Origin of the sequence: Hoylesella pleuritidis, from assembly GCF_963541955.1 — a bacterium.
GTDB classification, from domain to species: Bacteria; Bacteroidota; Bacteroidia; order Bacteroidales; family Bacteroidaceae; genus Prevotella; species Prevotella pleuritidis.
Window position 1 is genome coordinate 1 of the sequence record NZ_CAUTUT010000002.1, and the last position, 25,159, is coordinate 25,159.

Consider the following 25,159-nt stretch of genomic DNA (forward strand, 5'->3'; position numbering starts at 1 on the left):
CGGGAAGACCTTATGTGATGGGAAGTCTGTTTAATGGTACCACCGCGGGAGGGGGATTTGCCGAAAATCACAAGAAAAGCCTTACGACCCGAAGCGGCTCTACGATCACTTTTGACGAGACAGCTCATACAATCCTTTTGCAAACGACACACGCCAATAAGATATTCATAGACGAGAAATACGGTACGATCTCTATCTCTTCAGCTGAGGAAGTGAATGTCAACACGAAAGAAGTGAACATCAATGCTTCCGAAAATATGAATGTGAATGTAGGAAAGAATTTCAGTATGTCAGTTGGAGAAGATGCAAATGTAAGTATTGGTGGTAATGCATCCATTAGTGTACAGGGAGGACTGACATCCGATGTCTCTAAGGACCTCAATTCAAGAATAGCTGGAGATGCTGTTCATCATATACAGGGAAATTTGGAAACTGTCTCAGAAAGACACATCAATATACATTCACTGTCGGAAATCAATATGGAGTCGGATGGTGAGACAAGTATCGCTTCAAAACAAAATATGTATATAAAAAGTAATGTCAAGGTTGATATCGCAAAAGGGTAAAAGATAGATAAATAGGAATATGAAAAAAGGAAGTATGCTGAAAGCTGCAATATTCTGTTTGGTAATATTTATAAATCCGTTTTATAGTTGTTCAAGCAATAGAAATTCAAATAGTAAAGATAAAAGTATGGATACAACTTTTTGTTGGGAACCACTCATTGCATCTCCCAGATTCTATCCGATGGAGACGAAATATGCAAGGGTCGGGATTGGCAATAGTGGAAATTGGGTGAGTGTTATGGAGAAATTTACGGGTATGGGTCTTGGTAATGCCGATGGCACCATCGATATGAGTAGTGTGACAGAAGATGGCAAGCTCGAAGTCCCGAGTAGCATTGATGTACTTTGGCTTTCCTACACGGAAAAGAAATTCTATCGAGTCAAGGCACAACTTCCACTGTATTTACAAAGTAAGATGCTAACGATGTTTAGAACGGGATACCGCCAGACGCGCCCCGAAGAACATTTGACGTATGATGGTTTCGTTATCAATATGTTGCCTAAGGGGCGTGTCTGGCTATATCTCACAGGAACAGGGCGTAGCGAGTTGGTCTGTGATTCCTTGCAAGGGGAGGAAGTACAGATGTCTCTGAAAGATTTTGATGAGGAGGGTTATGAATATCACAAAACTTTGGATGCTTTTTGCAAAGGAAGACTTTCTGATTATCCTGATGCCGTCGTAGAGAGTCTGAAGAGAAACGGTATTCCTGAGCATCTTTGGGAACAATACAAGTTAAGATATTCCTATAATATCACTTATTTTTTTGAAAATGAAAAGACGGTATTGGGGAATGACTATCTTTATCGTTTTCTTACCGGAGAATATTTCCATAGGGATGATAATGTAAAGCATCCAACATTGCCTTGCGTAAGGGAAATCCAATGTATTTGGAAAGTAGGAACAACAGAATATGACGGGTTTTTCTTTTTTGATGAGAACGAGATTATTAAGAAATATGCAGAAGCTTTCGGTTCTACGGAAAAGAAAGGAGAACTGGTAATTCATATCAGCAAATATAACAATAAGTTTGATATCTTCCTGCGTGTGGATGGCAAAAAATACCCTTTACAGAAGACAATGATTCACGTATTCCGTGATACACCGCAGAAACTGAAAGAAGATGATGAACCTTTTTATAATAATCATCGAGATATCTATTCAGGAGACATTCATTATATCGGAGAATAAAATTATGTATGGATATACAAACAGAAAATGCACGGTAGGATTAAAATCAAAGGATCAAAAACGTGAAAGCAAGAAGCTCTCTCTTACAGTCGGTGTTTTCTTCGACGGTACAGGTAACAACAAATATAATGTGAACTTTTGGGAAGAAAGGGAGCATATCCCTAAATCGGACAAAGAGAATTATACAAAATACCATAATATGGTTACTCCAAAGTGGTGGCATAGGGTTACTCCGAATGTTTTACACCCAACTTATGACAGCTATAAAAAAAGTACCAGAACGAATATTGCAATTCTATGGTACCTCTATAATACGTTGAAAATGCCTGACGCCATTAAGGTTTATGTCGAAGGTCCCGGTACAAATCGTCCGTCTGAAAAAATCAAACAAGGTACACGCTACAATGACGAAGAAGGGAAAGTCTCATCGGGGAATGCAGATAATGACAGTAACAGTGCATTCGGGAATGGGGGAACCGGAGTTAATGCAAAAATAGAGACGGCCTGTAAATTAAGTGCACAAAAGATTGCTAACGAAATTAGAAAAAGAAATCTGATTCCCAACGAACTATTCCTTACATTTGACGTTTTTGGCTTTAGCAGAGGGGCGGCAGAAGCCAGAAGTTTTATCAATAGAATGTTTTTAGGGAGAGTAAAGAATGATAAGACGGAAGGTCGAAATGTATGTCTGGAAAAACATCTCATAAAACATGGCATCAAATCAATATGTCCCAAAATACATATGAATGTCCGTTTTCTCGGCATATTTGATACAGTATCATCTTATAGTCCAAATTTTTCGATCAATCCTGATTTTAGTAATGATGTACAGGAGTTGGCTCTGAGAATCCCCAGTTATGTAAGGCAGAGCGTTCATCTGGTTGCTGCCGACGAATACCGAATCTATTTTGCGTTGACCAATGCTAATTCCGCGAGAGGCAGATGTAAAGAAATTATCTTACCGGGAGCACACAGCGATATCGGGGGAGGCTACTTACCCATAGAAAAGGAAGAAATAATGATGAATGGGGAATCTTACGGTCCGAGACAATGTAGAGGATATAAATCTTTAAAGGAGTTATATGACGAGAAATGGATATCTGAAATATGGTATAGGGAAAGAGACACTTATTTAAAGCGACTGGATAAAGGGACGATTCGTGAGGTCAAAGGGGATTACTCTAAGATACCCTTATATATTATGGGAGAAAATATCAAAAACGGTGGAATATCATTGAAAGAAGATGTATTTAAAACTTTTTCATCCTTATCGGGTAAAAATATAAGTCCCAAACTAAAAGCATTAAGACAATTATTGTTATCAAAGAGATTATATCATTTTGAGAATGGTAAAATAAAATTCTCAGGAACGCCTAATGATATGAAACTGATATATGCTGTACGGGCGGAATATATACATTTGTCCGCACACAAAGGAATTTCCAGTTCCGCAACTAAAAATAATGTAAGAATCGTATATAATGGATAGCAGGTTTTATCTTAACAAATATAACCGGTAACACTGTTGTATAGAAATAGTATGACAATGGACATTTATGGTGGAGTATATACTTTTTTCTCGGAAATCTTTTTCCCTAATGGACATAAATTTACTTATTGTAAGGATATAAGAATATCTTTCACTAAACCAAATAAAGGATACCGAACTTTGATTATAGACAAAGTGGCGGCAGAATATATTAACGGAGAGCTACCACAAGACTTCGATTTCGTAATGTCTTGGTTAGGTAATGTGCTCTACCCATTAAATATTGAGATATCCCCTACCGGCACTCCCAAAAGCATCGTTAACTTTAATGAAGTACGGAAAAGATATTCGGATGAAGGACAGCGAATAATGGCACATTACGAGCAGGCTCCACTTATAGTTCAATATGTTGAAACCTGTCTTGAAAGAGTCAGAGACGAGAAACTGTTCTTGCAACATATCGGCCAAAGCAATATATACCAGCTGATGGTATTGTGTATGGATATTTCTGGTCATAGTTATCAATTGTCAGATTTCCCTTTTACAAGAGATTCCCTTACTTTTCAATTTGTCATAGAAGATGAGAATGAAACGGAGTTATTACTGACTGTTCCAGAAATCAAGACGGAGCGCAAGTTACTCTCGCACGAGAGCAGAGCATATGTACATAAGACAGGTATGGGGACTTTCGACCATATACAATTTATATTGATCGTAGAACTTGAAGGCGATGGATATTATACAAGAAGACTGGAATTGAAACGAATAAAAGAATAGCGATGAAAGATGAATATGTAGTAAACGGAGCGATATGTCTCTGCAAATTCGGTACGACACCGGGCTTTCTAAAAGTGATGGACAATCAGGTTGTCTATATGAATGGCAAATTGGCAGCCACAGATAAGACATTGGGCAACCCCTTAGAAGCTCCCGGCTTTTGCCAATGCAAGAAGTCGTGGCCTCCAAAACCCTGCACTCCGTCTCTCGTGAAATGGACAGGAGTATACGACGGTGTGAGTATCAATAGCTCTTCGTCCCCGTTATTGGGAATAAGCAAGGGCACTTGTATCTTGGGCTGTCAGGATTGTATCTCTTTCCAAACGACAGGCCAGATTGCCATACCGGGGACGTCTCAAATAAGCAATTCTGCACTCTGCTTACAGGCAGATATAAATCCATTAGGGATTGAATTCCCTTAAAGGTCAGATAACTTTTAAACAAAAAACTGAATGCTCATTCATACGATAATGTGAATATAGAGTTAAATGAAAAAGATGGTTATCACATCATAGGAACGGATGAATATTAAAAGTAAAGATTAAGTTGATATTGCAAAGGGATAGAATAATGAAACAGTTGTTTGCACTAATATTATCAATCGTATTTTTTCTTATTATGATTTCTTGTACAATGGACAACAGCTCGAGAACAAAATTTCCTTGGGAACCTGCCGTCGCTGCTCCCATAAATTACCCAGTAGAAACTCAATACACTCTTGTAGGTTACGGGACAAATGGGCGGGAGCTATCCGTAATGGAACAGACTCCAAGAAGCGGCATAAGTGATCCCAGCGATGGTGCCGGAGTTTTGGAAGACGATCCAGGTTTCGATCTTCCCAATAGTCTAAGCATACTTTGGCTGTCGTGCACAGAGCAGAAGTTCTACAAAGCAGATATCAATTTGACTGGTCGGTCGGTGATACACTTTATACAGGTAACTTTTTCTTTAATGAGGTTGAAGTTGTCAGGAAATTTAAAGAAGCTTTCGGTACAGACCATAAGAGAAAAGGTGAATTCGTCGTACGGGTAAGCAAATACAACAACTGGTTTGATATCTTTTTATATGTGGAAGGAAGAGAATAATGGCTAAAGGGAAAAATATATACTTTATGGATAATAACGGCATTCATTTTAGTGGAAATAACGAGCTAAAAGCACAGATTTTAAATGTAAGAGCAGAATTTATTCATTTATCCGCTTACGATTCAGGATGGACCACTTTCTATGCTCATGAGGCAACCTCCAACAATAAACGTATCATCATTTATGATAATTAGTAAAAAACGGAGATATCTTATGTTATCTCTGACTTCTCCACTGAAAATGAGACTTGTTCTCTTGTATTCCAAATAGAGAAAGAAAATTGACAATCTGTCAATCTGTATGAATGGAAAACTAACCGCCACAGACCAAACATTGGGAAATACGTTTGAACCGTTTTCATCAATGGGGCCTCTGTTCCCTCGTTAGAAACGAGTAAGGGAATTTGTGCATTAGGTTGTCTTGATTGCATCTCGTTTCAAACATCAGGTCAGATTCCAGTTCCCAACAGCAAACAAGTAAGAGAAGCTGCAATGGCTTTGAAAACGATATTAACCCGCTATTGTAAATAAAATTCGCATACATTTTCTTCACCAAGAATTTATTTTGTTGGCAGAGAAAATTTAGGTATCTTTGCAGGGTATATAAACCACTGATTATTAAACAATTAAAACAATAGGAGAATTGAAATATACATTCACGCTCAAACCTGCATTAAAGAACTCGTTTCGGGCCGCCAACTTGAACTATTTACACCAGAGATAGGGATAGCAGAACAGAACAGGCCCCGCAAAGCGGTCGACGAGCTTCAGACCGACCGGTGAAATAGACTTACAGATGTGACCGAATATCATTACGGACAATATGATAAGTTGTAATTTTTTATTCTAAGCAGCCTATTTTCGAATTTATTTTCATACCTTTGTAGGCAATGTGTTGCGTTGTATAAACGAAAATATAATAATATATAACTTAAAAGAAAGTATGTAATTATGGCAATCTATGATTATGGAGTTGGCGGTAATGAGGTAAAAGTTGATGCCAACGAGTCGATAGCGGATATTCCTTCCAACCGAACGTTGTTGGTACAGAAACTTACGGACGATGCCCCCGTCAGCCCCGAAGCAGTTTACGGTCTGCAAACGGTAGAGGATGTTTTCGAACATTTTTCACCCTCTGTCGAGCTCGAGATGCAGAATGAGAATGGAGAGGATGTCAGCGAAACAATGGCTTTTAAGAATCTCGGCGATTTCGATGCTAAAAGTATGATGGAACGCAGCGAGTTTCTCAGTAAGCTCAATGTAGAGAAAGAACAGAACAGAAAGATTGCTCGACAGCTGTCGTCCAATAAGGCTTTGCTGAAAGCTTTGGAGAATCCGGAGAAACGGCAGGCCATTATCGATTTATTGGAAACTTCACTTGAAGAAATCAAAGGCACAGATGCCAAATAATCTCTTAAATTCAGAACAATGGAAAACGAAATAAAAGCAAAAGAACAGCAGCAGACCGTCGTAGCCAGTAAATCGGCGGTAAGAAAAGACGCATCGGCAGCCGCTTCTTCGTTAGACAAGCTGAAAGAATACGGCGGTTTTGCATTCTTAGAAAATATTATCGACGGTTTCTCGAACCTGAATCCTACGCGTAAGGCGCGCCGCAACATCTTCTTGACAGACGAGCAGTGGGCGGGCGAACGCAAAGTGCTGGCTAACAGGCTAAGCGTGTGGTTGGAACTACTTAGAACGGGCGAGTCGGCCGAGAAAATGAGAGACAGAGCCAAAGATAAGGCTCAAAGCGTAGAGGATCTGCTTTACAAGAATCTGCACACGGCACTGAACCGGGTCCACGAATTAGAGACGGCCTACCGTTCGGTTGCTCTTTTCTATAAGAATACGGAAAGCAGCAAGGTGAAGAACGTGACGATCGTCAATGCGGATATGGCACAACTGAAAGATTTGGATAACACGCTCTTCATCGATTACATCGGTAACGAGCTCAGCCAGAACTTCGATCGCCTGGATCTGCGCCGCAACTATTCGATTCTGATCATTCCTGGCTACTTGGGATCTAATGCCGTGCTCGACAAATGGGCTAAGCTGGCACATAACAACAAGGTAATGCTTGTGACAGACTTCCAAGACTTGGAAACTCCGGACGATGTCGTCGATATCTTCTTCAATGCCGACCATACAGGTGGCGACGTATATAAATCGAACGTAATTATGACCTGTAACTATCTGTTAGGTCGTCCGCGGGTGGCAGAAGTAGGCGAGGAAGAGAATCTGTATGTTCCCGGTTCGGGTGCACTTGCTGGAAAGATATACAGCACGTTGATGTCGCAGGTAGTTGCCGGAAAGAAATTCGGTAGTCTGAATGAAGTGGAAAGCGTACGCTTCGACTTAAAGAAAAGCGAAATTTCCGAGCTCGAACGAATGGGACTTGTGCCGATGGTGAACGAGTATAGCAAAGTAATGGCTTTCTCGGCTAAGACACTTTTCAACGGCGATAACCTCGGTCTGCAAACCTACTCCGTCGTACGCGTATTCGACTACATCTCCAAGGTGTTGTTCGATTTCCTCAACCGACGTGCTTTCGAAAACTGGACGACGCGCACGGAAGCCGATCTGAGGAGTCAAATCGTGAGATTTTTAGACAGCATTCAAGGTCCGACGCGCTTGATCGAAAAGTTCAAAGTTATCAGAATCGAGCAAGATCCTAAGCAAAAAGATCGAGTACTATTAGATATTCACCTTACGCCTTACTTCCCCGCAAAGAGCTTTGTCATTCAGTTAGAGGGTCGCAAGGGCGACGCTCCGGAAGAAGCTAACTGGGAGAGTCAATACAACCAAGAATAAAACCATAGGCTATCGCCGACTTATATTTATTCCGATTAAAACGAAATGGCAGGGAAACATTTCCCTGCCATTTTTTTATCGCCACATAATAAAATACCAATGCTTTTTACATTCGGGGTCGGAAAGCCTGCATTACATTAGCAGGCGGGCGGCCGTTGAGTAGCTCACGTTTCATAAAATCCATATAAGGAGCTGCGTGTTTGAAGAATCTGAAATACCCTTTACACAAATAATTCAAGCCGGGTTGCCCGTCGGCGGTCACAGCAAAACGATTCTTGGGACATTCGCCATTGCAGGCAAAGAGGTATTCGCACGCCTTGCACTGATCGGGTAGACTGTTTCGCTTCATTCGCCCGAAAGCTTTCTGTTTCTCACCATACAGCATTTCGACCAACGTTTGTTCGCGAATATTACCGAGTTTGTATTCAGGAAAGACAAAATGATCGCACGAATAGACATCGCCGTTGAACTCCATCACCGAAGCGTGACCGCATTCTCGCGCGTACACACACACTCCGGGCTGCTCTCCCACCCAATTAGCCAGCGTACTGTCGAATAGCTGTATATAATAGTTTCCGACATCATTACGCACCCATTCGTCGAAAATCGTACAGAGAAAATCCCCCCATTGCTCGGGTGTTACGGAGAAATCGGCCACGGAACAGTCGGTTTTGTCCTGCAAATTGGCCAGATGTCGACCGTCGTCGTGCGGCACGAAACGTTCTACAATAGGAGTAAACTGGATGTAATGGCACCCTATCTCTTTAAAAAAACGGTAGAAATCGAGCGGATAATCGGCATTGAAATCATTGACAACAGCCATTGCATTCCATTCCACACCGTATTTATTCAGGAGTCGGATGCCCTGCATCACCTTGACAAACGAGGGTTTCCCCGACTGTGTTCGGCGATATTCGTCGTGAAACTCCTGCGGTCCGTCGATGGAGACGCCCACTAACCAGCCGTTCTCTTTCAGAAAACGACACCACTCTTCGGTAATCAGCGTGCCGTTGGTTTGTATTGCATTGTCAATCTGTCGACCTCGGGCATATTTCCGTTGCAACTCTACCGCCCGCCGATAAAACGACAACGGCCGCATAAACGTCTCCCCCCCGTGCCACGTAAAGAGCACCTGACTCATCGTTTGAGCCTCGATATACTCACGAACAAAACGTTCCAGCATCTCATCCGTCATCACGTGACGCGGCACTTGGTCGTAAAGTTTGGCCTTTTCAAGGTAATAACAATACTTGCAAGCCATATTGCAATGGGCCCCGATGGGCTTCAGCATTACGTAAAGTGGGCGCGAAAAAGGCGCAATCGTAGCGGTCATAGGTCGTGCGTGCAATCAATAAGCGGTCTTGTCGATCCGTTCTTCCCACATCCGAAAGGCGCGGACAGCCTCTTCGGGCAGCAAAATCGTCATCTGTTTGCTACGGTTTTCGGGGTTCAGGGGCATTTCCTGATAAATAAAGTCGTCGTCGAATCCAATACGGGCGGCATCCTTTCGGTCGTTGGCATAATATATTCTATCAAGCCGGGCCCAGTAAATCGCGCCGAGACACATCGGGCACGGTTCGCAGGAAGTATATATTTCACACCCCGAGAGGTCGAAAGTGCCCAAGTGGGCAGCAGCTTGTCGAATGCAGTTTACCTCAGCGTGCGCTGTCGGGTCGTTGTCGATCGTCACGCTGTTGGATGCTTCAGCCACGATTCTTCCGGCCTGGGCGATGACCGCTCCGAACGGTCCGCCGCCGCGGCTGACGCTTTCTTCTGACAGTGCGATGGCCCTACGCATCAATTGTTCATTATTCATCTTTCTGATTTCAAAATACTTTTTCATTGCAAATTTAAGTAAAAAATCCGAATCACAACGGCTTTTCAAGATGGAAAAGCAAAAAAAAGGAAGCGTAGAAAAGTCTTGGATAAGAGGGAAGTAAATCGAAAGAGAAGGCTCCAAAACCGTTTTTATCAAAGCCAACCGGAAACGGCTGTCGGCAAACGAACGGCATCCCGATCCCAACTGATGGTTAATCGCACGGTGAAAAGCCATTAAACAAAGCATCATTAACCATTAATTACCTTGCATTTAACGGCTTTTCATCGTATGATTAACCGTTAATTGCGAACTAATTTGTATACGTTTGATTTTCAGCGAGATACAAGCTTTATCATTTTTTTGCTCTATTGTTTTCCTATTTGAGCCGCAATGGGCTTGTATCTCTTTGTGGGCCGATACACCAAGAGGCCCTTACAAGGGGACATCGGGTGTGTTTTCATTCTTTACTTATGTTCTTTTTTACTATTATTCAAATTGAAATGAGTTTTCGTTCACATACCCCACCACCATAACTTAGAGAGCTATGGAAAGGGGGTAATGAGACAAAAATATATTATTTTATATAAAACGGAATGTATTCTGCCAAAAATCAGTATCTTTGCAATATTTTTAAAACGTTCAAGATGAAGATAGCGCTAATCGGATATGGCAAGATGGGGCGGATGATCGAGCAGACAGCGCGCAGCCGCGGGCACGAAATCGTATGCATCATCGACGTAGATAATCAGCAGGACTTTGACAGCGAGGCATTTGTTTCGGCTGATGTGGCCATTGAATTTACCACACCCCAGGCGGCATTCGGCAATTATCTGCGGGCTTTCAAGCACAATGTGAAAGTGGTAAGCGGATCGACGGGCTGGATGAAAGACCACGGTGCTGAGGTCAGAAAGCTGTGTACCGAGGGTGGGCAGACGTTGTTCTGGGCCTCGAACTTCTCTATTGGTGTGGCTATTTTCGGTGCATTGAATCGTAAGTTGGCACAGATTATGAACCAATTTACGCAATATGACGTGCGAATAGAAGAGACGCACCACGTGCATAAACTCGATGCACCTTCGGGAACGGCCATTACGCTGGCCGAAGATATCATTGCTGAACTCGACCGCAAGGATAAATGGGTGAAAGGCGTGCAGCAAATGGCCGACGGAACTGTGTCGGGAAGTAATGCTGCTGACCCCGATGCGCTGCCCATCGAGAGTATTCGCAGGGGCGAGGTGGCGGGTATTCACTCCGTCATTTACGACAGTGAGGCCGATCAAATCACGCTGACACACGACGCACATAACCGCAAAGGTTTTGCATTGGGTGCCGTATTAGCGGCCGAGTACACCGCCACGCACTCGGGATTGCTCACTACAAGCGATCTGTTTCAGTTTTAACCGAGCGGTTTGCAATCGCAATCGGTGACTTCAAGTGCTGCCCGACAATGCCGGAACGACCCGTAGCAGGCATAAAATTTGACAAAGAATAAAATCCGAAAAGATGATAGACAAAGAGAAAGCAAAGAGGAATCCCAAGGTACAATGGGCCAAATTAACCTGTGTTTTGGTGCTATACCTGCTCTTCCTGTATTGGGTCGGGAGCTGGTGGGGGCTTATTGTGGTTCCGTTTATTTATGACGTATACATCACCAAACGCATTCGTTGGCAGTGGTGGAAGGATGCCGAGGGGCCCGTTCGCTTCATAATGAGCTGGGCCGATGCACTGGTCTTTGCATTAGTGGCCGTTTATTTCATCAACCTTTACTTCTTCCAGAACTATGTAATACCGTCTTCCTCGCTCGAAAAATCATTGCTCACGGGCGATTATCTCTTTGTGAGCAAGGTAAGTTACGGTCCGCGGATTCCCGAAACACCGCTCACGATGCCGCTCACACAGCACACGCTGCCTTTGATCAATGTGAAGTCGTATATCAATTGGCCGCATTGGAACTATCGAAGGGTGAAAGGTCTGGGGAAAGTCAAGCTCAATGACATTGTGGTTTTCAACTTCCCTGCGGGCGACACGCTGGTAAACGAACCGCAATGGCAATCGAGCGATTATTATCAAATGGTTTATTCGTTCGGCAGTCAGCTCTATACACAACAGCAGCCCACCGTTGATCCGGCTACGCTCAGTCCTGAGGCGCAACGCGATTATTTTGCGAATATCTATGCACTCGGCCGCAAATACATCGCAGATAACCCCAACGAATATGGCGATATCATCTATCGGCCTACTGATCGACGTGAGAATTACGTTAAACGTTGTGTCGGGTTGCCGGGACAGACACTGCAAATCAAAAACCGAATCGTTTATCTCGATGGCAAGCCCAACAAAGAACCGGACAATGCTCAGTATTTTTATTGTGTGAAATTAAAGCAGACTTTGCCCGAAAGTCTTATCGACCAGCTCGATATAACGATGGAAGATATTATGAATCTCAATCAAACCGGCTGTATGCCTCTCACTGCTTCGGCTCTCAAAACGCTGCAATCGCGTAAAGATATCGTGGCTTCTGTGACGCCCAATACGGATGCATCGACTGAGAAACTCTATCCGCTCAATCTCGTAACAGGTTGGACTTGTGATAACTACGGCCCCATTTGGATTCCCAAGAAAGGGGAAACGGTGAAGTTGGATATGCGCAATCTGCCTCTGTATGAGCGCCCGATACGTGTGTATGAGCACAATCAGTTAGACGTAAAAGGGAAAACGATTTTCATAAACGGTAAAAAGGCCGACCGATATACGTTCAAAATGGACTACTATTGGGTGATGGGCGACAACCGACATAACTCTGCCGACTCTCGCTATTGGGGCTTTGTGCCCGAAGATCACATTGTGGGCAAGCCGATATTTATATGGTGGTCGCACTCGCCCGACCGCAAAGGGTTCGGCGGAATACGTTGGAACCGACTCTTTAAGTGCGTGGATCATATTAAGTAAAGGTGTAAAAAAGAAAAAGCTTTACCCCTAATCTCTTTCCAAAAGGCGAGGGAAGCAATTCGTAATGACAGGTAGATATGATAAGAAGAAGATCGAAACACGTTGCTCCCCTTGCCTTTTGGAGAGGGATTGGAGGTGAGGTTTTCTCTTTTCTTATCGTTCTCGTAATTGCCGTTGCAGTGATGTGGGGTGTCCGAACTTATCTTTTCACCATTTACACTGTGCCTAAAACCGTTGTTGACCAGCATTTACGGGCCGGTGATCGGGTGTTGGTGAATCGGCTTTCTCGTACTGATTTCACTGTGGGCGACCGTGTTGTCTATGGCGACAAGAATCAGTTTATCGGACAAATAGTTGCCGTCCCGGGTGATACCGTCCGTATCGGGCGGGTCCATTATCGTTTGCCGCAACATTGTTGCACGCGTTGCGGTTGTCCGAATTGCCGTTATTACCTGATAGATGCAGGTCGTTCTCAGGTGCTCGTACACCGACATAGCATCCAAGGACGGGCTGTTCGCCTTTTCAATTTTCGTTTATGGCAGTAGCACTTTTGTCTTCTGCCTATTTCGGACCGGTGCAGTGGTATCAGAAACTCAACCGATTCGAGAATTGCTTGATAGAGTGTTACGATCATTTTATCAAACAGACCTATCGCAACCGATGTGTAATTGCCACGACAAATGGGCTGCAAACGCTCTCCATCCCTATCGAAAAGTACGACGGACAGAAGTGTCTGATGCGTGATATCCGTATTAGCGACCACGCCAATTGGCGCCGGCTCCATTGGAATGCACTGCTTTCAGCTTATGGCGAAAGCCCCTTTTTCGATTTCTATGCGGATGATTTGCATCCTTTCTTTACGCAAAAATGGGACTTTCTTTTTGATTTCAATCTTGCGATTACGCATAAGATGTGCGAGCTTTTGGATTTAACGCCGCACATCAAGCTCACTGATTGTTTTGTTAAAGTTGCTCAGTCGACGGATATCACTGCTTTACCAAAGGAAGAACGGGGTAATATTTATGATTTCCGCGATGCCATTCGACCGAAGCATCCGTTATCCGATGCGACCTTTCAAGCTCGCAGATACTATCAGGTTTACGAACAGAAGCACGGCTTCCTGCCTAATCTGAGCATTCTCGATCTGCTTTTTAATCAAGGTAACGAGTCTGTTTTGTATCTATAAAATCTGTTCCCGGTGGGGAACTCAGGGATAAATAATAAACAGTCTCACCCCTAATCCCTCTCCAAAAGGAAAAGGGAGGATTATGTTTTAGCATTGTTTACATTATATTCAACAGCTATTTCATTTTCCTCTCTTCTTCTTTTGGAAAGGGATTGGGGGTGAGACTGGTTCTCATTGATCACCCTCTTCAAAGGCGGCAGCCTCTGCAGCAGCGATGATTTCTTCTCGATCCATATCGTCCTCGGTCTTAACCGCAATGTCGCTCAGATCGAAATCAGGGTCTTTGGCAATGGAATCGACTAATGATACAGGTGTCTCAGTCGATTGTTCTTCGCACGGAGCAGACTCAGAAACTGTTGAGTCGGCAATTGGCCGAGGAATAATAAAGTCGTCTTTGGCCTCTGTCTCGGGCACGATTTCAACCGGTTCTTCCTCCATCTTGGTACGTTCGGTCTTGGCTGCAAATACTTCGTCAATGAATTGTGGCTCTCTTTTCAAACGCTCCAAGGTGAGTTTAGAGGCCAACTGTTGGCTTTCTTTCTTGCTGAATCCGCTTCCTTCGCTGCATCTGACAGTTTCCAACACCACGGCAAACTTGAAAACAGGACTCCCCTGCGGGTCTTTCTCCTGCTTGATCAGCTCGAATCGCATCTTGATTCGGTTCTTCTGACACCACTCGATCAACTTACTCTTGAAGTTAACTTCCTTATATGCCACGCGATCGATATTGATCATCTTGCCGAGAATGCGTCGTTCAATGAATCGCATACAAGCATCGTAGCCTCGGTCAAGGTAAATGGCGCCAACAAGAGCCTCGAACGCATTTCCTCCCATATAGCTGTTATGAGAAGAACTGCGCCCGGATGACATTATTAAACGGTTTATACCCATCTCGTTGGCTAATCGATTGAGTGTCTCGCGTTGCACAAGTTTACTGCGTGTATTGGTAAGAAAGCCTTCGCGTTTGCCCGGAAAATGTCGGTAAACGATATCGCCCACAGTGGCATCAAGGATTGCATCGCCGAGAAATTCAAGTCGTTCGTTGTTCAATGGCTTGCCTTTCTTGTTCCGATGCATTACACTCTTGTGCATCAAAGCCAACTTATAATGGCTGATATCGTGCGGATAAAAGCCGATTACATTGTATAGAGACAAATAAAGCTCCTTATCCTTGCGGAAAGGGAGCCTTATTCTGTCGATCAAATCATTGAGCATACTTCTTGAAGATAACGCAGGCGTTGTGTCCTCCGAAGCCAAACGTATTGCTTAAAGCAGCACGCACTTCGCGCTTTTGAGCCTTGTTGAACGTGAAGTTCATCTTGTAGTCGATCTCCTCATCGATATCTTCATCGTTGTGATTGATAGTTGGCGGAATGATATCATTCTTTACGGCCAGTACACAGGCCATAGCCTCTATGGCACCGGCAGCTCCGAGGAGATGACCGGTCATCGATTTGGTAGAGCTTATATTGAGTTTATAGGCTGATTCGCCGAAAACATCCTTGATAGCTTTGGCTTCTGAGATGTCGCCGACGGGTGTCGATGTGCCGTGAACATTGATATAGTCAATATCTTCGGGCTTCAAACCGGCATCTTCGAGGGCGCGTTGCATCACGAGTTTGGCTCCGAGACCCTCTGGATGACTTGCCGTGATGTGGTAAGCATCGGCACTTGCGCCCTCGCCAACCATCTCTGCGTAGATCTTTGCACCGCGCGCTTTGGCGTGTTCGAGCTCTTCGAGGATCAGACAACCTGCTCCTTCGCCCATCACAAAGCCGTCTCGGCTTGCGCTGAACGGTCTCGAAGCGTGCTCGGGGTCGTCATTGCGGGTCGAGAGAGCGTGCATTGCGTTGAATCCGCCCACTCCGCAGGCGCAGACTGCAGCTTCGGCACCGCCTGCAACGATGATGTTGGCCTTGCCCAAACGTAACAAATTGAATGCGTCTGCCAATGCATTGCTTGACGAAGCACACGCAGATGTCGTGGTGTAATTGGGGCCATGGAATCCGAAATGGATGGAAATCTGTCCCGACGCGATGTCGGCGATCATCTTCGGAATGAAGAAAGGACTGAACTTCGGGCCTTCGTCAATATGCTGACCATAATAAGTCACCTCATCTTCAAAGGTTTTGATTCCGCCGATACCCACTCCATAGACCACGCCAATACGTTCTTTATCTTCTTTTTCCAAGTCGATGCCACTGTCTTTTACGCCTTGCATTGCCGAGATTAACGCCAACTGCGTATATCGGTCAAGCTTTCTGGCTTCTTTACGATCGATGAAATCGTTCACATTGAGGCCTTTCACCTCGCAGGCGAAGTGTGTTTTAAACTTGGAGGTATCAAAATGCGTAATAGGTGCAGCACCGCTTTTGCCTGCAACGAGGCTCTGCCACGTTTCTTCGGGCGTATTGCCCACAGGAGTAACGGCACCTAATCCTGTTACGACTACTCTTTTTAATTCCATTCTGATTGGTTTAGATAAAAAAGACTGATGAGTGTTAGTTGTTCCTTTTGACATTGATAAAAAACGGAGCAACTAACACTCGTCAGTCGCGAGTGATTGTCGGAGACTTACTTTGCGTTCTCCTCGATGTATGCGATAGCATCGCCGACGGTCTGAATGGTCTCTGCCTTGTCATCGGGAATAGAGATTCCGAATTCTTTCTCGAACTCCATAATCAGTTCAACCGTATCAAGCGAGTCAGCGCCAAGATCGTTTGTGAAACTTGCTTCGGGCTTAACTTCAGCCTCATCAACACCGAGTTTGTCTACGATAATAGCCTTTACCTTTGATTCAATTTCTGACATAATCTTTCTTTTTAAATGGTTTGTAAATCGTTTCAATGTTAAAAATTCGGCTGCAAAGAAACGAATTTTTATTCATTCACGCAAACTTTTTCACTAAAAAAGCGCTATTTATTGCACATTTACCCTGCAATTGTGCAATAAATGAGCTGTTTTGGAGAAGTAAACGAGTGAATGAGTTGACGAGTAAACAAGTAGGAGAGCAGACAAGTGAACGAGTAGACAAGTTGATAAGTAGCCTCGTTTATTTGTTTACTCGTTCACTTGTCTACTCTTCCTCGCATTATATTCTTCGTGGGTACGTTTCCATCGGTTATGACTCCACAGATAATACTGTGGCGCTTTGCGGATTGTCTCTTCGAGCAAAACGAAGAAGCGACGTGTAATTTCGTGCTCAGGAAGTGCGTTTGGTGTCTTGGTGATGAGTCGGTAAGTGCAAGTGTAGTAGCCACGGTGCGGTCTTGACATCTCGACATAGTAAACGGCGTTGTTCATTTTGCGCATAATTCGCTCGGCACCGGTAAAGACCGGCGTATCGTGATGCAGAAAAGGAACCCACAAATGAATATTCTCCCAACGCGGAGTTTGGTCGGATATATAGCCGAAAATACTCATCAAGCCTCGCCGACGATAGTCGATAAGGTAACGAAGGATGTCGTTCTTGGGCACGGGAATGCCTCCCACGCGCGAGCGAATAGCCCGGAAAAGCGCATCGAAAGCCCGATTACGGAGCGGTTTATAAATCAGTCCGGCCCGCGTAGCACTTGGAAGATCAATGCCTACACACGAGAGCCACTCCCAATTGCAGTAATGTCCGAGAATGGCAGCCACGGATTGGCCTTCGCGAAAACATCCCACTATGTCCGAAGAGTTGCTGATAGTAAAGCGTCTGCGCAGTTCTTCGTCGCTGATGGTGAGCAGTTTGACAGCCTCGAAGAAGTAATCGCAGAACCAATGATAGAATTTTCGCTCGATGTGTTGTATCTCTTCGGTAGGCTTTTCGGGGAAAGCGCCGGTGAGATTGGCCCTCACTATGTGCCGGCGATATCGCAGAACTCTGTATATAATAAGGTATTCAAAATCGGAAATAACATAAAGCAGACGCAGTGGTAGGCGCGAAAGGAGGCGGAAAAAGCTCAGAAGCATCTTCCCGAATATCCAAGTCGCCCACCCGTTGCTCTTCGAAAAGGAAGAGAAAGTCTCTCTCCGACTCTCTTCGAAAGAGGGAGAGAGACTCTTTTTCGACATTCCCTGAGAGGGAGTTGTATGTCCGTTTGTTCTCATTCCGTTCTTATTTTCATTCGTTTTCTCCCTTTCTGCGAGAGAGAATTTTATCTTTTCGGTCACCCATATACCACTTCTGTCGGGGTGCGTCGGCGTATTCGCCTGCACGTGCAGAGACGTTTCTTACCGTATTTCGACATCGCCTGCGGGTGGATATGCAAACACCTCCCGACAGCCAAAGAGAAGAAAGTCTTGCAGAAAGTCGTTAATCGGTGGACGATTAACGGTTGGTTGCTTGACAACTAACAGTTAAATACACGGCAACTAACGGTTAATTGCGCGCCGTTTAATGGCTTTTTGCGATGCGTTTAACGGTCTTTTTCAGATAGATACGACTTATTTCCGGTCGGCAATCAGCCGTTCGGCCATTGCTTTTCCTAATTCGCTGCATTGTGCGGCGACGTCAGCCGTAAGGGCTTGTCTCATCTCTACGGGTTTGCCTACGGGCTCGAAGTGCAGTTGCGTATCGTTCCATTCCTTGATTTTAGCTACTGCCTTGCCGGCCCATCCATAGCTTCCGAACCATCCGAGATAGTGATTCTTGATGTCGCGGTTGGCCAGTTCGCTCAGCAGTACGTCCATTTCGTGGTAGAGCCCGGTGTTATACGTGGGGGCGCCAACAATGAGTCCGCGATAGCGGAACACGTCGCGGATGATGTAAGAATGGTGTGTCTTCGACACATTGTGCATTACAATGTTCTTGATTCCTGCCTGGCTGGCTGCGCGTGCAATCACTTCGGCCATCCGTTCGGTGTTGCCGTACATTGTTCCGAAGCAAATCACGAGCCCTTCTTCGGTTTCATAACGGCTCATTTGGTCGTAGAGCGCCACTACTTTATTAAGGTGCTCGTGCCATACAGGGCCGTGCGTAGAGCAGATGTAATCGAGTGGGATGCCGGCGAGCTTTTTCAGGGCGTTCTGAACGGGTGTTCCGTACTTTCCTACAATGTTGGAATAGTAGCGAATCATCTCCAGCCAGAAGTCGTCGCAGTTGATTTCGCTGTCGATCAGACCGCCGTTCAAGGCACCAAAGCAGCCGAATGCGTCGCCCGTGAAGATGATGTTGTCGGTTACATCGAGCGACATCATCGTCTCAGGCCAATGCACCATCGGGGTGAGAAAGAATTGTAGGGTGTGGTGTCCGAGTTCAAGCGTGTCGCCGTTTTTCACTTCGTATTCGCCGCCTGATATGCCGTAAAAGCCCCGCAGCATATCGAATGCTTTCTTGTTGCTTACGACCTGTATGTCGGGATAATATTTCCGCATCAGCGAGAGCGACCCGCTGTGATCCGGTTCCATATGATTGATGACGATATAGTCTATCGGACGATCGCCGATCACTTCGCGGATGTTTTCGAGAAATTGCGTAAAGAAGTCTACTTCGACGGTATCTATCAGGCAGATTTTATCGTCGTCGATGAGGTAAGAGTTGTAAGACACACCGCCGGGAAGCGGCCAAAGCCCCTCGAAGAGTGTTTTTTTGCGGTCGTTGACGCCTACATAGTAGACCTTATCTTTGATTTCTGTCATAGCGTTTGTTTGTTAATGAGCCATTCATTCCGTTCCTTTTCACGCTGCAAAGGTCTGTAATTTTAAGCAGAAAACAAAGCAAACTTACACATTTTTTATAATTCATAGTTAACAATTGACTAAATGCCGAGCCCCGTTTTATTATTTGTACTTGTTTCTTTTATCATCTATTCTTTTCGTGTTCTCATCTTTTCACCTTTCCATTTTTCTACCTTTTCACCTTTAAAAAGTATGTTTATCCGAAGAAAAATATGTATTTTTGTGCGCGTTTCGGTCTCAAATGAGGCTGAAATAACCTGTAAACAAGCGATGAATAAGCGTATTAAAGTGATCAAATGCCCGCAATGCGGGAGTACGAAAATAGAAGAAATCAAGCCGGAACACTATCGATGCAAGTCGTGTTCGAGTGAATTCTTCCTTGATAACGACGATATTACCATCCATCATCGGTACGAAACGCCTGGGTTGGAGCAGATACTCGGTAAGGGAACAAAGGCTATTCTCGCCGCGATTGTAGGTATAACGGTGTTTGTTTTCGTTGCAATAATGGGCGGGTTCAGCCATACCGGTACTCAGCATAACGACACAACGCCGACAGTAGACATATCAACTGCCAAAGAAAACGAGAATTTCCGAATCGAGAAAATCGTCCCGTTTACCGGAAAAGAAGGTCGAGCAGTCGTCGCAGTATTTGGTATGTTGAGCACAGGCGACTATCAAACCCAAAGCCAAAGCTACGTAATGCGACTCTATGATGTGGAAAAACAGGAGCAACTCTCAGACTTAACGCTTCCCGTTGACAAGTTAGATAATGTGAGTTATAAACTTTTTGAGGACGGAACACTCAACATCCTGATCAACAAAAACAAGTGGTTTGAGCTGGATAGAACCACCTATGCGCTGCGGGAAGTAACCTTGTATAAAAACGTTTCGGCATTACGCGACGGTTTTGCAACCATTGAATTCATCGGCAAAGACGATTCCGACGGGTTCAAGATTATGACGAATCTCGGCAAAGAACGGTATTATCTGCCTATTATTAATAAGGTATATACACAGCGACAGTACTTCAATGCAACCGCCGAAGCGCTACCCAACCCCGTGATTCGCACCGCATTCAACTTCTCCCATCCCACGCACGACTACCCGGAAGAGCCTATTCAGCTTATCAAATATACGCAATACTGGCAGGTCGGATATCCACACGACGACTATTGGTCGTTTGGCTGGTGTCGCGATTTCGGTGAGAAAGCGGGTATTTCCTTTGGAAACGCAGGCTCGAAAAAGGCTTTTATCAGCACGTTCGGCCGTAAACAGGCTCGCTTAATCAAGTATTCCGACTTCACACCGGGTGCTCATTACTTCGATGCGAGTGTGCTTTGGTTCGACAACAAACAGCTACTCATTCGCTATAAACCCACAGCAGCACCCGATATAACCTTTGTTTACCAGCTATTGGACGCCAAAACGGCCCAACGTAAATGGTCAGTCCGTGCGCCGGAAACGTTGAAAGAAGAATTCATTGCCCCCATAGTGAAAACCGCGCAGGGTTTTCTCATCGCGAATTTCGATACCGTTTGGTTCCTCGGTAACGACGGCAAGACACGCAGCATATTCTCACTCAGGTAGCAAAAGACGAGAAAATGCGCTGAAACTCATAAAAAATTACCAACTCATCAACTTATGTCCATCAGTAATCTATTTCACAATCAGTTGTCGACTGTCATTCAATGGCACGACGACAACCCGCAAATCGTCTGGTATAAGCACCCTTCCCGGCACGACGAAGTCATCAATGCGAGCAAGCTTATCGTTGCTCCGGGCCAGGGAGCAGTGCTCGTTTACGAAGGCAAAGTGGCCGATGTGCTGACCGATGAAGGCATATTCAATCTGAAAACAGCTAACGAACCTTTCTTCACGAACCTCATAAAGCTGCGTCAGGGATTTGAAAGTGAGCACAAGCTTTGCATCTATTTCTTTCGCAAAACGCAAATAGTCAACCAGCAATGGGGTACTGCCACGCCCGTGAAATTCATCGACTCGCAATACCGTCTGCCCGTAGAGATGGGCGCTTACGGCACATTCTCGTATCGTATCAGCGACGTTTCGTTTTTCTTCAAGAATATTGTGGGCCCGCAACCTGTCGTTGGCAGCGAGTCTGTTCGCGACTTGTTGCTCGATCGTTTGTCGCAGAACATCGTCTCGGTATTGCACGGATTGGGATATGCTTACACCGAAATAGACGGCCATCTCGCTGAGATCGGCGAGGCGCTTACCACACAATTCAACGGCGAATACGAAAAGCTGGGTTTCACTTTGACCGATTTTCGTATCAACGGCACGCAATTCGATGAGCAGACACAGGCCCGTATCGGTAGGATTGCTGATGTCTCGGCCGACGCACAAGCCGCAGCAGCAGGTGGACTCACCTATACCGAGCTCGAAAAACTGCGTGCCTTGCGCGATGCCGCACGCAATGAAGGCGGGCTGGCAGGCAGCGGTTTGCAAATGGGTGTAGGTCTCGAATTGGGCAAACAGATGGGAGCCGCCACGCAGGCAATGACTGAAAGCCGCGGTAGTGACGACGATTTGACCAAGCGTTTGACGCGCCTGCGCTTGCTGCGAGACGAAAACATCATTACCGAAGCTGATTACGAGCAGAAGAAACGAGAGCTGCTCACCGAACTGTAAATCGCTCATTGCATAGCATACAGATATGAAATACATCAAAGGAATCGCTTGGAGCATCCTCCTGCTTATCTTGCTGGTCATCGTTTATGCCGTGATCAACGTTTGGAATATTGCGTTGCCTGAGGCATGGCAACTGTCGCGTGAAACGCTGAACCACATCATTCTCACCGTGGGACTGATTGATCTGGCAGTCATTGCACTGCTCATCTTCATCCCGTTCCTGCTCGGAAACCCCGCCAAAGGCTACAACCCGAAGAGCGGCAACGTAGCACAACGCAAGCAAGAAGAGCAGGAAGGAGCGTGCAGTGACGTATAACACGGCGACGCTTCCCAACGGATTGCGCATCATTCACCGACCGTCGGCATCGCCGGTGGTTTACTGCGGGTATGAGATCTGCGCCGGAACGCGCGACGAAATGCCCGGAGAAGAAGGCCTAGCACACTTTTGCGAGCACGTGACTTTTAAAGGAACGGAGCGCCGAAAGGCGTGGCACATCCTCAATTGTCTTGAAAGCGTTGGTGGAGACCTCAATGCTTTCACGGGGAAAGAGGACACGGTGTTCTACGCCGCGATATTAAAGGAACATACGCCGAGGGCCATTGACCTGCTCACCGACATCGTTTTCCACAGCCGTTATCCGCAAACCGAAATCGATAAAGAGGTGGAAGTGATCTGCGATGAAATCGAGAGCTATAACGATTCGCCTGCGGAGCTGATCTATGACGAGTTTGAAAACATCCTCTTCGATCATCACCCGCTGGGGCATAACATCTTAGGCAAGGCCGAACGGCTGCGCACTTACGTTACCGAAGACGCCCTGCGCTTCACCGGCAAGCACTATCAGCCGCACAATGCCGTGTTTTTTGCCTATGGCGATATCGATTTTTGCCGCCTCGTCAAGATGTTACGGCGGGCCACGGCAACCTTTCCTCGTCACGCGCCGACAGTGTTTTCGTCTGCCGGCGAGCCGTCAGCAGCACCCTCTAAGACCGCTCTGCCGCTTTACACTCCGCGTGAAATCATCCGTGATATGGGCACACATCAGGCCCACGTGATGATCGGAAACCGGGCTTACGGTGCCCATCATCCCGACCGAATAGCCCTGTACTTGCTCAATAACATCCTCGGCGGACCGGGGATGAACGCTCGCCTGAATCTCGCTTTGCGTGAACGTCGCGGACTGGTTTATACCGTTGAGAGCTCGATGGTGAGTTACGGAGACACCGGTGTGTGGTGCATCTACTTCGGGTGTGACCCCAAAGACACGATGCGTTGCCGTCGGTTGGTGGCCCGCGAGCTCGATCGCGTGATGCAAAAGCCCCTTACTGCCACCCGCCTGAATGCCGCGAAGAAACAGATTAAAGGGCAAATCGGCGTATCGTGCGATAACCGTGAGAACTTTGCACTCGATTTCGCAAAGAGCTATTTGCACTATGGGCGTGAGAAAAATGTGTCCGATCTTTTCCGCTATATCGATGAAGTAACGGCTGACCGACTGCAAACCGTGGCCCAAGATTTGTTCAATCCCGACCGGTTGACAACCTTAATTCTGCACTGAAACACCGCATTGCGTTTTGAAACATAAAACAGCGCAACGCTTACAGCGTTGAATAAAGCGGCGCCCAACCAGGCACCGTTGTCCGCTTTGCTCCCAACAGTGCCCTGACAACAGCGCATCCGCTACACGGATGAAGACAACGCACAAAATAACTTGCACCCCTGTGAATACGGTTTATATCGCATTCGCTACGCGGATAAATAAAGGAGTTACTGCCAATGCAAATCATTGGTTATCAGATAAATATCTTCGGACGGAGCAATTTATGGTTAATGGACGTGCATTTAAGCATCAAACGGCGTGCGATTAACGGCTTTTTGCCGCGCATTTAACCGTTAAACGCACGGTGATTAACGGTTAATTGCAGAGGACTTCCTATCCCGTTGATTTTCAATGGGATAATTGTTGCCTATCGAGAGAGCTCTGACCTGTTCTTATGCGTTTGTGTTCTTCCGTATGAATCACGATCAACCGATTTCCAATTGTCAATTCTCAATTGTCAATTCTCAATTCAACAGTCTTTGAAATGATTGATTTTCGCTTTCAGATAGGCTTTGAAACCAGCGTCGCCCAAGACCTCGATATCGTCGTAAAGACCTAAGACGAAACGGCCGATGCCCGTGTAGCTGCACACGTCTATGTGCAAATGCCAACGTGAGTCGGCAGCAGGAGCAAGACAATCGGCGGCCTGTGGGTACTCCTCGGCAAAGAGATTGCGCGACAATTGACCCAATAATAGGTCGATGCCGAATTGCTCTTCGCCACTGAACATAAACACATCGGTAAACACGCGGCGGTGTTTGGCTTCGTTACCCCACGTTGCATCGACCGGCTCTACATCGCCCATACGCGCCACTTTGAATGTTTTGTTCATCCCGGAAAGTATTTCGTAGCACCGCACATCATTGTTGCCGTTCATCAGTTCGAACGGTTCTACAAAACGGTCGGTAACTGTGTGGCTGTGCGGCGACGAGTAATTGTGCAGCAGCACCACACTTTTGAATTTGATGGCATCTATAAGTTTCTCGACATTGTGGGCCAGGCGCGTTTGCAAATGCGGGTCGTTGGTGATTCGGAAATCGTAGAATCGATCGAGTTTCGCTTTGAGATGAGGTACGAGCGGATTGTTTTCGTCGGCACGTTCGAGCAGACGACGGATGAAAACGGCTTCGTTCTCGGTGAAATCGATACCTTCACGCAGTCGTGTGAAGAATCGGGAGCGTCGCCCCAAGCGGTAATAATAGCCGTGCTTGATGACTTCGAATCCCGCATATCGCAGAAAATCAAGATAGTAATAAAGGTTACGGCGAGTTACGCCGAGCTTTTCGCACAGGTCTTGTGCCGTGTAATCGGCATTCCGGGTGAGCAGAATGATCAGTTCAAGTTCTCTTCCTAATTTGTCGTGTCGCATCTCGAT

General features: G+C 45.6%; 25 protein-coding genes and 1 pseudogene. 18 read left to right on the forward strand and 8 right to left on the reverse strand.

Features of this window, described 5'->3' with window-relative positions; all coding sequences use genetic code 11:
• The 9 genes and pseudogenes from RWY97_RS00765 to RWY97_RS00800 all read left to right on the forward strand — a co-directional run.
• Positions 1 to 566 (forward strand): annotated as a pseudogene (locus RWY97_RS00765) (hypothetical protein); the annotation flags it as partial.
• A 127-nt stretch (positions 567 to 693) separates the two neighbouring features.
• On the forward strand, positions 694 to 1,755 hold the full coding sequence (locus tag RWY97_RS00770; protein ID WP_036931361.1) for a DUF2931 family protein: 1,062 nt from the start codon (positions 694 to 696) through the stop codon (positions 1,753 to 1,755).
• 4 nt (positions 1,756 to 1,759) lie between these two features.
• Positions 1,760 to 3,244: a T6SS phospholipase effector Tle1-like catalytic domain-containing protein gene (locus RWY97_RS00775; protein ID WP_315564990.1), complete on the forward strand. Its 1,485-nt coding sequence runs from the start codon at positions 1,760 to 1,762 to the stop codon at positions 3,242 to 3,244.
• A 57-nt stretch (positions 3,245 to 3,301) separates the two neighbouring features.
• Positions 3,302 to 4,021, forward strand: a complete 720-nt coding sequence (locus RWY97_RS00780; protein WP_315564991.1) for a hypothetical protein — start codon at positions 3,302 to 3,304, stop codon at positions 4,019 to 4,021.
• Positions 4,022 to 4,023: 2 nt separating this feature from the next.
• The gene (locus tag RWY97_RS00785) at positions 4,024 to 4,443 is read left to right on the forward strand and encodes a PAAR-like protein (RefSeq protein WP_315564992.1); all 420 of its coding nucleotides are present in this window, start codon (positions 4,024 to 4,026) and stop codon (positions 4,441 to 4,443) included.
• Positions 4,444 to 4,654: 211 nt separating this feature from the next.
• Complete coding sequence (locus RWY97_RS09895; RefSeq protein ID WP_390883238.1) at positions 4,655 to 5,053, forward strand: DUF2931 family protein; 399 nt, start codon at positions 4,655 to 4,657, stop codon at positions 5,051 to 5,053.
• 52 nt (positions 5,054 to 5,105) lie between these two features.
• Positions 5,106 to 5,300 carry a hypothetical protein gene (locus RWY97_RS00790; protein ID WP_315564993.1) on the forward strand — a complete coding sequence of 65 codons (195 nt, stop codon included), beginning with the start codon at positions 5,106 to 5,108 and terminating at the stop codon, positions 5,298 to 5,300.
• 756 nt (positions 5,301 to 6,056) lie between these two features.
• Entirely contained in the window at positions 6,057 to 6,515 is a 459-nt protein-coding gene (locus RWY97_RS00795) for a type VI secretion system contractile sheath small subunit (RefSeq protein WP_024991364.1), read from the forward strand.
• 18 nt (positions 6,516 to 6,533) lie between these two features.
• Positions 6,534 to 7,916: a DUF5458 family protein gene (locus tag RWY97_RS00800; RefSeq protein ID WP_315564994.1), complete on the forward strand. Its 1,383-nt coding sequence runs from the start codon at positions 6,534 to 6,536 to the stop codon at positions 7,914 to 7,916.
• A gap of 106 nt (positions 7,917 to 8,022) precedes the next feature.
• Here RWY97_RS00800 and RWY97_RS00805 read toward each other — a convergent pair whose 3' ends face one another.
• Together RWY97_RS00805 and RWY97_RS00810 are read right to left on the reverse strand one after the other, a co-directional pair.
• The gene (locus RWY97_RS00805; RefSeq protein WP_021584912.1) at positions 8,023 to 9,249 is read right to left on the reverse strand and encodes an anaerobic sulfatase-maturation protein; all 1,227 of its coding nucleotides are present in this window, start codon (positions 9,247 to 9,249) and stop codon (positions 8,023 to 8,025) included.
• Between the two features lie 15 nt (positions 9,250 to 9,264).
• Positions 9,265 to 9,732 (reverse strand): nucleoside deaminase, encoded by a 468-nt coding sequence (locus RWY97_RS00810; protein ID WP_024991367.1) that lies wholly within the window; start codon positions 9,730 to 9,732, stop codon positions 9,265 to 9,267.
• Between the two features lie 647 nt (positions 9,733 to 10,379).
• On the opposite strand from RWY97_RS00810, the gene dapB reads away from it, so the two are divergent.
• From dapB to RWY97_RS00830, 4 genes are all read left to right on the forward strand, one after another.
• A complete protein-coding gene (dapB, locus tag RWY97_RS00815; RefSeq protein WP_315564995.1) occupies positions 10,380 to 11,135 on the forward strand; it encodes a 4-hydroxy-tetrahydrodipicolinate reductase in 756 nt (251 codons plus the stop codon).
• Between the two features lie 103 nt (positions 11,136 to 11,238).
• Positions 11,239 to 12,684 (forward strand): signal peptidase I, encoded by a 1,446-nt coding sequence (gene lepB / locus RWY97_RS00820; protein WP_315564996.1) that lies wholly within the window; start codon positions 11,239 to 11,241, stop codon positions 12,682 to 12,684.
• A 77-nt stretch (positions 12,685 to 12,761) separates the two neighbouring features.
• On the forward strand, positions 12,762 to 13,229 hold the full coding sequence (lepB, locus tag RWY97_RS00825) for a signal peptidase I (RefSeq protein WP_315564997.1): 468 nt from the start codon (positions 12,762 to 12,764) through the stop codon (positions 13,227 to 13,229).
• Entirely contained in the window at positions 13,220 to 13,870 is a 651-nt protein-coding gene (locus tag RWY97_RS00830; protein ID WP_273176511.1) for a WbqC family protein, read from the forward strand. The genes lepB (RWY97_RS00825) and RWY97_RS00830 overlap by 10 nt, the downstream gene beginning before the upstream one ends.
• A 171-nt stretch (positions 13,871 to 14,041) precedes the next feature.
• Here the strand turns inward: RWY97_RS00830 and rnc are convergent, their stop codons facing one another.
• The 4 genes from rnc to RWY97_RS00850 all read right to left on the reverse strand — a co-directional run bounded on the left by rnc (position 14,042) and on the right by RWY97_RS00850 (position 17,962).
• The gene (gene rnc, locus RWY97_RS00835; RefSeq protein WP_315564998.1) at positions 14,042 to 15,085 is read right to left on the reverse strand and encodes a ribonuclease III; all 1,044 of its coding nucleotides are present in this window, start codon (positions 15,083 to 15,085) and stop codon (positions 14,042 to 14,044) included.
• The gene (gene fabF / locus RWY97_RS00840) at positions 15,075 to 16,337 is read right to left on the reverse strand and encodes a beta-ketoacyl-ACP synthase II (RefSeq protein WP_315564999.1); all 1,263 of its coding nucleotides are present in this window, start codon (positions 16,335 to 16,337) and stop codon (positions 15,075 to 15,077) included. Before fabF ends, rnc begins: the two co-directional genes overlap by 11 nt.
• Before the next feature lie 107 nt (positions 16,338 to 16,444).
• Positions 16,445 to 16,681 carry an acyl carrier protein gene (locus RWY97_RS00845; RefSeq protein ID WP_021584835.1) on the reverse strand — a complete coding sequence of 79 codons (237 nt, stop codon included), beginning with the start codon at positions 16,679 to 16,681 and terminating at the stop codon, positions 16,445 to 16,447.
• 249 nt (positions 16,682 to 16,930) lie between these two features.
• Positions 16,931 to 17,962: a lysophospholipid acyltransferase family protein gene (locus tag RWY97_RS00850; protein WP_315565000.1), complete on the reverse strand. Its 1,032-nt coding sequence runs from the start codon at positions 17,960 to 17,962 to the stop codon at positions 16,931 to 16,933.
• Between RWY97_RS00850 and RWY97_RS00855 the strand changes: the two genes are divergently transcribed.
• On the forward strand, positions 17,945 to 18,208 hold the full coding sequence (locus RWY97_RS00855) for a hypothetical protein (RefSeq protein ID WP_021584825.1): 264 nt from the start codon (positions 17,945 to 17,947) through the stop codon (positions 18,206 to 18,208). The two genes, RWY97_RS00850 and RWY97_RS00855, sit on opposite strands and share 18 nt — an antisense overlap.
• A gap of 90 nt (positions 18,209 to 18,298) precedes the next feature.
• Here the strand turns inward: RWY97_RS00855 and RWY97_RS00860 are convergent, their stop codons facing one another.
• Entirely contained in the window at positions 18,299 to 19,492 is a 1,194-nt protein-coding gene (locus tag RWY97_RS00860) for an FprA family A-type flavoprotein (RefSeq protein WP_315565001.1), read from the reverse strand.
• Positions 19,493 to 19,801: 309 nt separating this feature from the next.
• Here RWY97_RS00860 and RWY97_RS00865 point away from each other — a divergent pair, with 309 nt between their 5' ends.
• The 4 genes from RWY97_RS00865 to RWY97_RS00880 are packed head-to-tail and all read left to right on the forward strand — an operon-like array spanning position 19,802 to position 23,742.
• Positions 19,802 to 21,121 carry a hypothetical protein gene (locus tag RWY97_RS00865; RefSeq protein ID WP_315565002.1) on the forward strand — a complete coding sequence of 440 codons (1,320 nt, stop codon included), beginning with the start codon at positions 19,802 to 19,804 and terminating at the stop codon, positions 21,119 to 21,121.
• A 54-nt stretch (positions 21,122 to 21,175) separates the two neighbouring features.
• Entirely contained in the window at positions 21,176 to 22,183 is a 1,008-nt protein-coding gene (locus RWY97_RS00870; RefSeq protein WP_315565003.1) for an SPFH domain-containing protein, read from the forward strand.
• A gap of 25 nt (positions 22,184 to 22,208) precedes the next feature.
• Complete coding sequence (locus RWY97_RS00875) at positions 22,209 to 22,499, forward strand: hypothetical protein (protein WP_021584913.1); 291 nt, start codon at positions 22,209 to 22,211, stop codon at positions 22,497 to 22,499.
• Positions 22,489 to 23,742, forward strand: a complete 1,254-nt coding sequence (locus tag RWY97_RS00880) for a M16 family metallopeptidase (protein ID WP_315565004.1) — start codon at positions 22,489 to 22,491, stop codon at positions 23,740 to 23,742. Before RWY97_RS00875 ends, RWY97_RS00880 begins: the two co-directional genes overlap by 11 nt.
• A 511-nt stretch (positions 23,743 to 24,253) precedes the next feature.
• Here the strand turns inward: RWY97_RS00880 and RWY97_RS00885 are convergent.
• Positions 24,254 to 25,153, reverse strand: a complete 900-nt coding sequence (locus tag RWY97_RS00885; protein WP_315565005.1) for a helix-turn-helix transcriptional regulator — start codon at positions 25,151 to 25,153, stop codon at positions 24,254 to 24,256.
• Positions 25,154 to 25,159: the final 6 nt, after the last annotated feature.